Source organism: Mammaliicoccus sp. L-M44 (assembly GCF_022386355.1).
Taxonomy (GTDB): Bacteria; Bacillota; Bacilli; order Staphylococcales; family Staphylococcaceae; genus Mammaliicoccus; species Mammaliicoccus sciuri_A.
The window spans coordinates 43,062-56,213 of record NZ_JAJNIU010000007.1; the positions used below are offsets into that span (position 1 = coordinate 43,062).

Consider the following 13,152-nt stretch of genomic DNA (forward strand, 5'->3'; position numbering starts at 1 on the left):
ATGGCGTCACCGCAAAATATTTGGAGGTGAATCCCTAGAAATAGGGAACTAATTGGAAATTTCGACCATAATAAACTTTATTGTATTCTTTATATTAATTGCATTTACAATGGTATTTGTAGGATCTGAATTCGCGCTTGTAAAGGTGCGTATAACTAGAATTGAACAATTAATTTCTGAAGGAAGTAAATCAGCTAAAATTGTACATAAAATGATCAAAGAACTAGATTATTATTTATCTGCATGTCAGCTTGGTATTACTGTAACATCACTTGGATTAGGTTGGATTGGTGAACCAACATTTGAAGTTTTAATACATCCTGTATTAGACTTCTTTAACTTACCAGACGCATTAACAACAACTTTCTCCATAGCGATCAGTTTCTTAATTGTAACGTTTATCCATGTAGTAGTTGGTGAATTAGCACCAAAAACGGTAGCAATTCAACAGGCAGAAAGACTTACACTTGTCTTCGGCCGACCATTATATTATTTCGGTATCGTTATGAAACCGTTAATTTGGTCAATGAATGGCGCAGCACGTATTCTAGTTAGAGCAATAGGTATTCAACCTACTAACGAAGAACAAGCAATGTCAGAAGAAGAATTAAAGCTTATCATGACTCAAAGCTATCAAAGTGGCGAAATCAATCACACTGAATTAGCTTATATGCAAAATATTTTCTCATTCGATGAAAGATTAGCAAAAGATATCATGGTACCTAGAACACAAATGGTTACATTAACAGAACCATTTAATATTGAAGAATTATTAGAAATTATAAATGAACATCATTATACACGTTACCCAATTACTGAAGATGGCGATAAAGACCATATTAAAGGCTTTATCAATGTTAAAGAATTTTTAACAGAATACGCTTCAGGTGAACAAATAAAAATTAATAACTACGTACATGACTTACCACTTATTCACGAAGTTACAAGAATTAGTGATGCATTAGTGAAAATGCAAAAAGATCATGTGCATATGGCGTTAGTTATTGATGAATATGGTGGTACAGCTGGTGTCATCACGATGGAAGATATATTAGAAGAAATCGTTGGTGAAATTCGTGATGAATTTGATGATGATGAAGTAAATGATATCATTCAAACTGGTGAAGATACTTACCAAATTAATGGACGTGTAACTTTATCAGAACTAGAAGGAAAATTCGGAATTGAATTTGTGGATTCAGACGATATTGATACAATCGGTGGTTGGTTACAAGCACATAACCCAGAAATTGAAAAAGACGACTATGTCGATACAGAATATGATAAATGGGTTGTTATTGATGTTGAAAACCACCAAATTAAGACAGTTGCTTTACACAAAGATTTTATAAAAGAAAGAAAAAGTATATTTGACGAAGACGAAGAAGACGAGGATTAAAACGTGAGCAAAACTACATTAACATCATTATTTAGGTTTACAGGATATTTAGAAGGTGGATCATTACTGTTATTAGTATTTATAGCAATGCCTATCAAGTATATGTTGAGTAATCCAAATGTAGTTTCAGTATTGGGCATGATACATGGTGGATTATTTTCAATGTATGTCATTATGATATTAGTAATGGCACTGATTGTTAGAATTCATATAAAGTGGCCAGTCATTGCTTTTATAACAGCTTTTATTCCTTTTGGAACATTTATATTTGATCATTTCTTTATAAATGGCAAATCTTATGAAAAGATAACACAATCATAAATTGATACGAAGAGCATGGGACAAATATTTGGATCCTGTGCTCTTTTTTTATTGTATTAATTACAAAAGTCTGGAGAAGTGTAACTAAGAGCACCCATAGTAACAAAAGTAGGTCGAAGTGTAACTAAGGCGGCCGTTAGTAACAAAAGTCGGTCGAAGTGTAACTAAGGCAGCCCATACAAATGTCGTCAGAAGTCCAAAATAGACACATACTGTTTTGTTTTAATGAAGATCATCATGTAAAATAGGGAATATAGTAGATAGATTGAGAGAGGAACCATTTTTATGAGAATTAATAAATTTCTAAGTGAAGCTGGTGTATGTTCGAGGAGAGGTGCTGATAAATGGATAAGTGCTAATCGCGTTCAAATTAATGACGAATATGCGACACTAGGGTCTCAAGTTGAAAGTACGGATGTTGTGAAAGTTGATGGTGAAGTCATTACAATTGATAAAGGTTATGTTTATATAGCACTTAATAAACCGCGTGGTATTACATCTACTACTGAGAGACATGTTAAAGGTAATGTTGTAGACTACGTCAATCACCATGAAAGAATTTTTCATATTGGTAGATTAGATAAAGATTCAGAAGGATTATTACTCCTTACTAGTGATGGGGATATCGTTAATGAAATCTTGCGTGCTGAAAATCATCATGAAAAAGAATATGTCGTTTCAGTAGATAAACCTTTAACGAAAGACTTCTTAAAGCAAATGTCTGAAGGTGTTGAAATTTTAAATCAAAAGACACTTCCAGCGAAAGTATCGCAAATTAATGATAGAACATTTAAGATTGTTTTAACACAAGGTTTGAATCGTCAAATTAGACGTATGTGTGAAACGTTAGGATATAATGTAAAAAAATTAAAAAGAATTCGCATTATGAACATTAAGCTTGATGGTATTAAATATGGTGAATGGCGTGATTTAACGAAAGAAGAATTTGAAGAACTGACACGTTCGCTCGCTTATACACCTAAAAGAGACCGTATGACATCTAAATAAAGGGGATAATAAAATGGTTAAATTAAATAATAATGTAGAGATACCAGAATTAGGTTTAGGCGTATACAAAATTGAAGATGCTGATGTTGAGAGAGTAATCCACACTGCAATTGATGCAGGATATCGTGCGATAGATACAGCTTGGTTTTATAAAAATGAAAAAGCATTAGGCGAAGCTTTAAAAACAGTCAATATTAAGCGAGAAGATTTATTTATTACAACTAAATTATGGAATGACTTCCAAGGGTATGATGCAACTATTAAAGCGTTTAATGACTCATTAGAATCATTGCAACTTACGTATATCGATATGTATTTAATTCATTGGCCATGTCCTGAAGATGGATTGTTTATTGAGACGTATAAAGCATTAGAAACGTTATATAAAGAAGGAAAAATTAAAGCAATTGGTGTATGTAATTTTAAAGAACATCATTTAGATCAATTATTAGCTGAAACTGAAGTTGTCTCTGCAGTTAACCAAGTTGAGTTTCATCCGTTATTTAATCAAAAAGCATTACAAGCATATTGCGAAAGTAAAGGTATTAAATTAATGGCGTGGAGTCCACTAATGAGAGGTGGCGAATGGTTAAATAACGCAGATTTACAAAGTATAGCAGATCAGTATAATAAGACTGTTGCCCAAGTTATTATTAAATGGCATTTACAACAAGGTAGACTCGTTATTCCAAAATCTCAAAATGATAATAGAATCAGAGAGAATTTTGATGTATTTGATTTTGAATTGAGTGATGAAGATTTAACCAAAATCGACCAATTAAATACAGATGAACGACAATTTAGAGATCCAGATGAAGTTAAAATTGGAGATATGAAGTAAAATATAGAACCTTCACAGATTTGTTTGAATTAAGATGTATTTCATATGCATCTTTTAGTAAAATAAAACTGTGGAGGTGTTTTATTTGTTTAAATTTAAAAAACCAAATCAACATGGTGTATGGTCAATGATTGTACTACCAATCGCATTCGGAATTGCAGCAACTGGTTTTACATACTTTCATTTATTATTGTATTTAGGTGTACTGGCATCTTATTTCATGAGTGACCAAATTTTCTTCTACTTAAAGAAAAGGAAGAAAATAATAGGTTATATTTATACGGCAGGCATATTTGCTTTGATTGTCGTCATATCTTTTGTACCAATCGTATTACATAAACCCGTTACGATATGGATTTTTCTACTGATGGTACCTTTATCACTATTAAATGCCTATTTTGCTAAAAAGAAAAATGAAAGAGCATTTACTAATGATTTAATAGCTGTCTTGATATTCTGTTTATTTGGTGTGATCAGCGCGTTATTAAATGTATCTATAACAGATGTGGAATCTTGGTTACCAGTCTTTATTTTAAGTTTCTTATATTTCTTTGGTACAATTTTATACGTTAAGACGATGATTAGAGAGAAAAAGTCTGTAAAATATAAATGGTCATCTTGGATTTATCATTTATGTATAGTTGTTGTAGGTTTCTTTATACATCCATTAGTTATGTTGATGTATATACCGAGTTTAATTCGATCAATCGTTTTATATGGTAAGAAAATAAAAATTATGCATGTAGGCTTAATTGAAATAGCTAATTCAGTATTTGTATTAGTAGTTGGATCGATATTTTTACATTAAAAAAGCAACCATCCGCAGATGGTTGCTTTAACTTTACCTATTAATTGAAGATTAATTATTTTTTGATTAATTTCAAAATAAATGATAATACAAGAATTAAAATAATTGAACCGATTAGTGCTGGTATGATTGCGACGCCACCCCATACTGGACCTAAGTCTCCAAGTAAAGAACCACCAATCGCTGAACCAATTAAACCGGCAATAATATTACCGACTATGCCGCCAGGTATATCTTTACCTAATATAACACCTGCTAGCCAACCTATTAGGCCACCTACGATTAACATTAATATAAAGCCCATTTGAGTGTACCTCCTTATTTATATTTCTTATTTCTATATTTAAGTACCCTGTTATTCACTATGTGAAACATAATAAGAAGTTTTGAATAACTTTTGCCATAAAATAAACATAATATAAAAAAGGAACACTGGTATTAATAGAAACCAATGGGGCGTAAGGACAATCATACATATTAACGCCACAATCGATAATATCTCACCAACTAAACGTGGATGAATAAAGTATCGATATATACCATTTTGGTAAATTTTTGCGAGCCTTTTACCGTCTGATTCAATAGGTTCTGTGAATAACGATAAATAAGCAATGATTTGTCCAAATATAAATAAACTGACACCTAAATAAGGTACAGATTGATAAATTGAAAGTGTACTATCTAAGTAAACAATGTTTAAAGACATACTAAATACAATCGTAATGATATAAAGTACGAAATATTGATTTTCAATGTAGTTTGGAACGTATTTAATTTGAATCCATGTATGTAAAAATGCCCATATAAGTAACATAGTTGTTACTGCAATCGTGATGAAGTTGATTTCTTTGATGATTATAAAGGATATTAAACCATTCAAAGCAATTGTGATTGAAATAGCGTAATGATTGATACGCGATTTCTTATTCATTACTACAAAGTTATATGACATCAAGACGATACACAGAATGATATTAATTGAAACGAGGAATGCCATATCTGTCTCCTGCCTTAAAATAGTCTCATCTAAGAATTATAACAATTTCTAAACATATAATCACTAAATATATGTTTTGTAAAAAAATTTAAAGACCCTTTGACAAAAGAATGAAACTTTAATAGTATAAAAGTAAGCTATCTTGTAATACACAATAGCTGTAAAAATTGGAAGAGGTTATTAAGATGTCGACAATTAAGACACAGATGAGAAAAGGGTTATTAGATGCTTGTATTTTATCTATAATACAATCTCAACCAGTATACGGTTATGAATTATCTCGCAAATTAAATGAACATCAATTTACCGATGTAAGTGAAGGAACGATATATCCTATTTTACTTAGATTATTAAAGAAGGATTTTATTTATAATGAGTTTAAGCATAGTGAACAAGGACCTAAAAGAAAATATTATTATATTACAGATAAAGGTCGCGAAGAATTAGAAATCGTACGAAAAGAATGGCTTGAAATTAAAGATCCTATTACTAAATTGTTAAAAGGGAGCAATGAAGATGTCTAGAACTACTAAACAACTCATCAAAGAAAACAACGAGAAGAGAAAGCAGCTAAATGAAACGGATTTAGAAGTTTATGAAGATTTCTTGTTATATGTTAGAACAGACTTGCGCGTAAATGAACATGAATCAGAAGTCATATTAATGGATGTTCTTGATCATTTATTAGAAGCTGTTTCGAATGGTACTACTGCAATTGAATTTTTCGGTCATGATGTTAAAGGTCATGCCGATGATATATTAAATGAATTACCGAATGAATCCAATAAAGCAATTTTAAAAATGGTAGGAATGGGTGTAGCGTACTTCTATAGTGTGTATTTTGTTATTACAGGTATAGTAGGTATATTTGTTGATTATAAGACACCACTTATATCTACACTTTTCCTATTACTTATTGTACCAATAGGTGGATTCTTTATTGTTAAAGCATTATTCAATATTATCCAAAGATATATCTTTGATAAATCTAAATATAAGAAAATAAAAGAATCAGCATATGCTGGACTATTAGTTGGTGTTATTCCAGCAATTCTAATATTAGTACCTAATCTTGTATTTAAAGATATGATGAAAGTTTATATTCCTTGGTGGATATTCCTAATATTAGGGATTGCGATTTATGTTATATATAAAGTTATGAAAAGACAGCCAAAAGCTGTATAAATAATAGACCAAAATAAATAAGCACATCACTTAATGAGCATTTTCAAGTTAGTGATGTGCTTGTTTTATACTGTGTATGCTATTTCCTAGGAAATATTAAACACCTTTTTTATTGCTCCATAACAGTGTATGTAGCTGTGGTAGAACAAAAATATCATTTAAAGTATCATTCATTACTTTATCGATCAGTTGTTCATATTTTTCGAGTAATTTTTCAGTATGGTTTGAAACGCTATCGTCTAGATATGGATTACCTACTTGTAAATAGAACGGGATAGAAGGATATCGTTTGTGTATATCTTTAGCAAATTGATAGTCTGCTTCGTCAAAAATAACAACTTTAAGAGAAAGACTTTCCTCCACACATTGTGCGATAACTTCATCTAGTATTGTTAAATTAGGTTTCATACCTGAACTTGGTGGCTTAGGACTAATCGTTAAGTCATCGATTAGTGTCATCCATTCTTGGAATTTAGAGCCTTGAGTTTCAAGTGCGGTCTTTATATTTCTTGCTTTAAGTGCTTCTACGAAAGGTCCTATATTTTTAATCAGAGCAGGGTTACCACCTGATATCGTAACGTGTTGATATTTATTTGGAGCGAGTTGATCTAATTCTGAAATAATATCTTCTGGTTCAAGTAATCGGATATCATCTTTAGCAGAGCCATCCCATGTAAAACTTGAATCGCACCAACTACATCTATAATCACAACCACTTGTTCTAACAAACATCGTTTTTTGACCAATGACTGCACCTTCACCTTGAATCGTTGGACCGAAGATTTCTAACACTGGTATTTTAGGCATTGTTGTCACCTTTCTTAGTTGGACGATAAACGACGTAACTTGTAGGTGTTTCTCTCACAAATACTTGTACACACTTAGGTTGATTATCGCGTTTATCTAGAGATGCTTGAACGATATTATAAATAGTTTGAGCAACTTGTTCAGTTGAAGGACTATAATTTTTAAATTCTTCAAAGTCATTTAAAAGTTGATGGTCATAACGTTTATGAATTAATGATTTTAATTCGCTAAAGTTCACTAAAAATCCCATTTTATCTAATTCGTCGCCAGCAATTGTTAAATTTACAAAATATGTGTGTCCATGTACGTTCAAACATTTACCAGCTTCTTCATGTGGAATATAATGTGCACTTGAAAAATTAAAGTCTTTATTTAGTTCGAAAGCATAAGGGTGTTGAACGCTCGGATAGATTTGTTGTAACATTATAAACTTCCTTTCGTTTCTAGGTATTGGTCTAATCCTTGTTTTCTTAATTTACAAGCAGGACATTCACCGCAACCATCACTCATCACACCGTTATAACATGTTAATGTTTTTTCTCTAACATAGTCTAATGCACCTAATTGATCACTTAGTGCCCAAGTTTCTTTTTTATTCAACCACATGAGCGGTGTATGAATGACGAAATCTTTATCCATTGATAAGTTAAGTGACAAGTTCATAGATTTAATAAAGCTATCTCTACAATCTGGATACCCGCTAAAGTCTGTTTCGCAAACACCTGTAATAATATGTTTAGCACCAATTTGGTATGCTAATGCACCGGCAAATGATAAGAATAGTAAATTACGTGCTGGAACAAATGTATTAGGTATGCCGTTTTCATCATTTTCTATTTGCATTGAATGGTCTGTTAGTGCGTTAGGGGATAGTTGTGAAAGTAATGACATATCTAGAATATGATGCTTTAATCCTTGTTCTTTAGCGATATCTTCAGCAATTTTAATTTCTAAATCATGGCGTTGGCCATATTGAAACGTCACTAATTCTACTTCTTTAAAATGTTCTTTCGCATAGAATAAGCATGTTGTACTATCTTGTCCGCCACTGAACACAACAACTGCTTTTTCATTTTTTAATGTTTCTGACATAGTGTTTCTCCTTTATAAAGGCATAAAAAAAGCCTGCCTTCTATAAAAAGGTAGACGTAGGTGTCTAGTTTTTTATAGAGGGTGTAAGCTAGTAACCTCTTAGTTTATTGAATATACAAATGATAATATAATCAAATTGTAAAAGCAAGTTTAGTATATGGTATGATTGACATGAAATTAACGAAAGAAGAGCGAATAAACATATGATTATAATGATAGATAACCACGATTCTTTTACATATAACATTATCGAGTATATTAATATACTGACGAAAAATGAACAAATAAAAATATTGAAATCTGAAGAGGCAACTTGTGATGTTGTACGTGCAATCAATCCAGATGCTATGATCATTTCACCTGGCCCTGGTCATCCAGATGATTATGTACAGTTAAAGGAGTTTCTTCAATCTATTTATACAGATATACCCATATTAGGTGTATGTCTTGGTTTCCAATTATTGATATCTACTTTTGGTGGTAAAGTCGTGAAAGGTCCACGTCCGGTTCATGGGCATACAGCAACGATTAAACATGATGGGGAAGGTATTTATGAAGGATTGCCTGAATCATTTGAAGTCGCGAGATATCATTCTTTAATTGCTGACAAACACTATATACCTGAAGGATTTAAGGTTTCAGCATGGTTAGAAGAAGGTATTCCGATGGCTATACGACATCAACATTTACCTATTGAAGCGGTTCAGTATCATCCGGAAGCAATATTAAGTGAATATGGATTAGAACAAATTGCGAATTTCTTAGTAAAGGCAGGTGTAGAGATTGAAGACGCATATACAATTTAAGTATATTTCAGACAGTCAAATAGAAGAGAAATTAGATTATAAATTTGAGAATCCAATTGTCATTAAATATGCAAGAACGATTGAAGAAGTATCAGAGCTTGTGCATGAAGCGGAGCGCTATCAAAAAGAAGGATACTATGTTGTCATGACTTTACCATATGAAAGTGCAGGAGCTTTTGATACAGCGTTAAATGTTTATAAAGCGTCTCAGCATTATGGGAGTATTCAAGTATTCGAACAACCCGTCTCACACTTTAATGATAAAACGCATCATACATATATTAATGAACATATTGAATGGCGAAGAACAGATTCAGATGAACGTTTAGCAAACAATATACATGCTATTCAAGATGAAATCAGACTTGGAAATACGTATCAAGTTAATTATACGACACAACTTGAATCAGAACCGATTCGTCATGGTTATGACTATTATCAATCACTCACAGAGGATGCTAATGGAGATTATCAAGCATATATTGAGCTTGAAGATGAAACGATTATATCGATTTCTCCAGAACTTTTCTTTCAATATGGTCCTTATCAACAAATGCCAAATACAGTATTAACGAAACCTATGAAAGGTACAATTTCGAGAGGGAATCATAAAGCAGAAGATCAAGCAAATTATGAACGACTGAAGCATTCTCAAAAAGATAGAGCAGAAAATGTTATGATTGTAGATTTGCTTAGAAATGATTTAAGTAAAATTTCTGAAGTTGGTACGGTTAATGCAATTGATTTATTTAAAATCGAACCTTATCAAACGGTATATCAAATGACCAGTACGATTCGAAGTCAATTGAAAGCACAATATTCATTATTTAAACTACTTCAAGCGCTGTTCCCATGTGGCTCGATAACGGGTGCACCAAAAGAATCAACGATGACCATTATCAAACGATTAGAGAATAGACCAAGAGGTATTTATTGTGGAACGATAGGTTTGTTGTTACCAGATAACAGAATGATTTTTAATGTTCCAATTAGAACGATACATTCAAATTCAGAAAGAGCAGTTTATGGCGTTGGAGCTGGTATCACAATAGATTCAAATGCTAAAGCTGAAATTGAGGAATTCAAAATGAAATCTAAAATACTAGAAAGTAGACATGTAAATCTTATTGAAACGATGAGATTAGAAAATGGAATAGTCCAAAGACGTCACGAACATACGCATAGAATTTCTACAAGTGCTAAAGCGTTAAATATTCGATTTAATAAAGATGAATGGGATACTATGCTTAATGACATGGTTAATACTTATGTAGATGGCACATATAAAATAAGAGTTGAATTAAATTCGGATGGTACATTTAATGCTGAAACTTCACCAATAGTTGATTCAACTCAACCTTTAACCGCTCAGTTGTTACCGAGTACACCAGTTTCTTCTATATATACGATACACAAAACAACTGAACGCCAGCATTTTCAATATAATCATGATACAGATGTCATATTGTATTATAATGAAGAAAATGAAATAACAGAATTTGATATTGGTAATGTCGTTATTAAAATAGGTGATGCATATATCACACCTCCATATCATGGGCAATTTTTAAATGGTTGTATGAGGCAAGCGTTATTAAAAGATAACCTTATCGAAGAAAAAAATATTACTGTGGAAAAGTTAATCAAAGATATCGAAAGTTCAAATTGTGAAATTTACATGATTAACAGTTTGCGAGAATGGACAAAAATAGATTTAAAATTATGATGGTAATATATAGATACAAATAGTAAAATAGTAAACATCATATAAGGACGGGTGAAAATAGATGTTCTTAACATTATTATATTTAGTAATAGTGATTGTTATAGCATTTTACTTAAAGCGCATCGTTTTAAGTGAATTGAGAAAAGAAAAAAATAAGCAAAGTTTTGCGTATTTATATATTGGATTTGCCGTTGCAATTGTTTTTGTAGGCTTATTTGTAAATCAATTAACACATGTATTTATTGATTTAACAGATGTATTTTATCGTAAATAATGATGCTTTATATATAGCAGAATAGAATGAGGTGTCTTAAATGCGCATATATCCTAAGGGCGATTCTGCATTAACTGTAATGAGCGATCGTGAACCTTCGAGACAGCTAACGCATGAAATTAATGAATTTAGATTAGAAATATTAAGTCAAGATATGCCTTTTATAGATGAGGTTATACCTAGTGAAAATAGTTTAATGGTTGTGTATCATCCTTATAGCATGATGATGAATCATAATATCAATGAGCCATTTAAATATATGACTGAATTTGTAGAACGTATTATTTATCAGAAAAAGCAAGACATTAATGATAGAGAAGTTACAAAGGAATCGATTATGATAGATGTCGTTGTAGGTGGCGAATATGGTCCAGATTTCGATACGTTAACGGACTTGTCTGAAGAAGAACAAAGACAAGTGTTAGAATCTAGTACGTATTTTGTTTCAATGATTGGTCATACTCCAGGATGTCCTTATTTATCTGGTTTAAGTCATCGATTGCATTCAGGTAATGCACAGTTCAAACAATTTATCCCTAAAGGATCATTGTGTATCGAAAGAGATAAATTATTTATTACGACAACTGATACAAGTGGTGAATGGCCAGTCATTGGTTGGACGAATGTTGAAATATACGATAGACAAAATAATATTTGTAAGCTTAATTTTGGTGATGATGTCATCTTAAATATTGTAGATCAACTACAAAGCAAGGATGGAGGGTATAAGCCATGTCATTAATTATTCGAGAAGCTGGACTATACTCTTCGATTCAAGATTTAGGAAGGCAAAAACAACAACATATTGGCATTGTTAAAAATGGCTCAATCGATCAATTAAACCATAGACTCGCTAATATGCTTGTAGGTAATGAAGAAGGCGAAGCTTTAATTGAAATGACGATTAAGTTGCCGTCTATCCAATTTACAGAACCAACTTTAATCGCATTTACGGGAGCTAACTTCCCAGCATTTGTAGATGGTAAGAAAATAGCTTCATATAAAATTCATTTAATGGACAAAGGTGAAGTATTAAAGTTTGGTGAAGCATCTAAAGGTACGAGAGGTTATTTAGCAATTGCAGGTGGTATTGTTGCTGAAGAATGGTTAGGTTCAAAATCTACAAGTATCCGTTTAGAAATGGGTGGCTGCCACGGTCGTACTTTACAAGCAGGCGATGAAATTGAAATGTGCCGTAACTACACACCATTACAAAAAAAGCTATTTGAAAACCTAGAAGATAGCAAAACAGCTTCATGGGGTGTTGATCAATATACATTAGCGTTAAATTATTTAACAGATATATTCCATGTTATATCGGGAGAAGGTATGACGCACTTTAATGAAGCGGAAATCAAGCATCTAGAGAGTCAAGTTTATAAAGTATCTAATCGCTTTAATCGAACAGGATTAACATTAGAAGGGAACTCCGTTATTAATCGTAGAATTGTCGATCAGTCATTTTTAAGTGTTAAAAAAGGAACAGTTCTATTAAATGAAGGGAACCAACCGGTCGTAATGTTGAATGATCATCAATCATTATCGAGCTATCCTCAAATTGGAACAATTGCTTCTTATCATATCGATAAATTAGCACAAAAAAAGCAAGGTTCAAAACTCATCTTTAAGAAATTAACAATACAAGAAGCGGAACGCAATATGAGAAAGCATGCTCAATTCGTTAAGCAAATAAAAAACGGCATCAGATATAAATTAAATGAAGAATTAAACAAGTAATTTCCATGTGTGAATTGTGTCTATTGTGTGCACTTTTTACACATTTCTTATTTGTATTTTAGGTTTTTAGTTGAAATTTATTGTAAAATAGTATAAATTATAATACTGTACATTAAATATTACAAGAATATTACAACCTTCAATAATATGT

General features: G+C 31.8%; 17 protein-coding genes. 12 read left to right on the forward strand and 5 right to left on the reverse strand.

Annotation, left to right across the window (positions count from 1 at the left end; all coding sequences use genetic code 11):
* Window positions 1-52: 52 nt before the first annotated feature.
* From LQ611_RS05485 to LQ611_RS05505, 5 genes are all read left to right on the forward strand, one after another.
* Window positions 53-1,399: a hemolysin family protein gene (locus LQ611_RS05485; protein WP_198051905.1), complete on the forward strand. Its 1,347-nt coding sequence runs from the start codon at window positions 53-55 to the stop codon at window positions 1,397-1,399.
* Between the two features lie 3 nt (window positions 1,400-1,402).
* Window positions 1,403-1,720, forward strand: a complete 318-nt coding sequence (locus tag LQ611_RS05490; RefSeq protein ID WP_025904747.1) for a DUF3817 domain-containing protein — start codon at window positions 1,403-1,405, stop codon at window positions 1,718-1,720.
* A 285-nt stretch (window positions 1,721-2,005) separates the two neighbouring features.
* Entirely contained in the window at window positions 2,006-2,728 is a 723-nt protein-coding gene (locus LQ611_RS05495; protein ID WP_107572598.1) for a pseudouridine synthase, read from the forward strand.
* A 13-nt stretch (window positions 2,729-2,741) separates the two neighbouring features.
* The gene (locus LQ611_RS05500) at window positions 2,742-3,569 is read left to right on the forward strand and encodes an aldo/keto reductase (RefSeq protein ID WP_239709440.1); all 828 of its coding nucleotides are present in this window, start codon (window positions 2,742-2,744) and stop codon (window positions 3,567-3,569) included.
* 76 nt (window positions 3,570-3,645) lie between these two features.
* A complete protein-coding gene (locus tag LQ611_RS05505; protein ID WP_233670807.1) occupies window positions 3,646-4,377 on the forward strand; it encodes a YwiC-like family protein in 732 nt (243 codons plus the stop codon).
* 55 nt (window positions 4,378-4,432) lie between these two features.
* On the opposite strand, the gene LQ611_RS05510 is transcribed toward LQ611_RS05505, so the two are convergent.
* Together LQ611_RS05510 and LQ611_RS05515 are read right to left on the reverse strand one after the other, a co-directional pair.
* On the reverse strand, window positions 4,433-4,681 hold the full coding sequence (locus LQ611_RS05510) for a GlsB/YeaQ/YmgE family stress response membrane protein (protein ID WP_025904751.1): 249 nt from the start codon (window positions 4,679-4,681) through the stop codon (window positions 4,433-4,435).
* A gap of 51 nt (window positions 4,682-4,732) precedes the next feature.
* On the reverse strand, window positions 4,733-5,374 hold the full coding sequence (locus LQ611_RS05515; RefSeq protein ID WP_037589261.1) for a hypothetical protein: 642 nt from the start codon (window positions 5,372-5,374) through the stop codon (window positions 4,733-4,735).
* A 185-nt stretch (window positions 5,375-5,559) separates the two neighbouring features.
* On the opposite strand from LQ611_RS05515, the gene LQ611_RS05520 reads away from it, so the two are divergent.
* Together LQ611_RS05520 and LQ611_RS05525 are read left to right on the forward strand one after the other, a co-directional pair.
* Window positions 5,560-5,898: a PadR family transcriptional regulator gene (locus LQ611_RS05520; protein ID WP_119493788.1), complete on the forward strand. Its 339-nt coding sequence runs from the start codon at window positions 5,560-5,562 to the stop codon at window positions 5,896-5,898.
* Complete coding sequence (locus tag LQ611_RS05525) at window positions 5,891-6,559, forward strand: DUF1129 family protein (RefSeq protein WP_158011186.1); 669 nt, start codon at window positions 5,891-5,893, stop codon at window positions 6,557-6,559. The genes LQ611_RS05520 and LQ611_RS05525 overlap by 8 nt, the downstream gene beginning before the upstream one ends.
* A gap of 96 nt (window positions 6,560-6,655) precedes the next feature.
* On the opposite strand, the gene queE is transcribed toward LQ611_RS05525, so the two are convergent.
* From queE to queC, 3 genes are read right to left on the reverse strand one after another with little or no spacing between them, the layout of a single operon-like run.
* Complete coding sequence (gene queE, locus LQ611_RS05530) at window positions 6,656-7,366, reverse strand: 7-carboxy-7-deazaguanine synthase QueE (protein WP_119493789.1); 711 nt, start codon at window positions 7,364-7,366, stop codon at window positions 6,656-6,658.
* Window positions 7,359-7,790, reverse strand: coding sequence for a 6-carboxytetrahydropterin synthase QueD (queD, locus tag LQ611_RS05535; protein WP_119493790.1), 432 nt, complete (start codon window positions 7,788-7,790; stop codon window positions 7,359-7,361). The genes queE and queD overlap by 8 nt, the downstream gene beginning before the upstream one ends.
* Entirely contained in the window at window positions 7,790-8,458 is a 669-nt protein-coding gene (queC, locus tag LQ611_RS05540; protein ID WP_119493791.1) for a 7-cyano-7-deazaguanine synthase QueC, read from the reverse strand. The genes queD and queC overlap by 1 nt, the downstream gene beginning before the upstream one ends.
* A 203-nt stretch (window positions 8,459-8,661) precedes the next feature.
* On the opposite strand from queC, the gene LQ611_RS05545 reads away from it, so the two are divergent.
* From LQ611_RS05545 to LQ611_RS05565, 5 genes are all read left to right on the forward strand, one after another.
* A complete protein-coding gene (locus LQ611_RS05545; protein ID WP_119493792.1) occupies window positions 8,662-9,264 on the forward strand; it encodes an anthranilate synthase component II in 603 nt (200 codons plus the stop codon).
* Window positions 9,242-10,990 (forward strand): chorismate-binding protein, encoded by a 1,749-nt coding sequence (locus LQ611_RS05550; RefSeq protein WP_198051908.1) that lies wholly within the window; start codon window positions 9,242-9,244, stop codon window positions 10,988-10,990. Before LQ611_RS05545 ends, LQ611_RS05550 begins: the two co-directional genes overlap by 23 nt.
* Before the next feature lie 61 nt (window positions 10,991-11,051).
* Entirely contained in the window at window positions 11,052-11,264 is a 213-nt protein-coding gene (locus LQ611_RS05555; RefSeq protein WP_025904760.1) for a hypothetical protein, read from the forward strand.
* Between the two features lie 40 nt (window positions 11,265-11,304).
* Window positions 11,305-12,006, forward strand: coding sequence for a carboxyltransferase domain-containing protein (locus tag LQ611_RS05560; RefSeq protein WP_119493794.1), 702 nt, complete (start codon window positions 11,305-11,307; stop codon window positions 12,004-12,006).
* Window positions 11,997-13,001 carry a 5-oxoprolinase subunit C family protein gene (locus LQ611_RS05565; RefSeq protein WP_239709442.1) on the forward strand — a complete coding sequence of 335 codons (1,005 nt, stop codon included), beginning with the start codon at window positions 11,997-11,999 and terminating at the stop codon, window positions 12,999-13,001. The genes LQ611_RS05560 and LQ611_RS05565 overlap by 10 nt, the downstream gene beginning before the upstream one ends.
* Window positions 13,002-13,152: the final 151 nt, after the last annotated feature.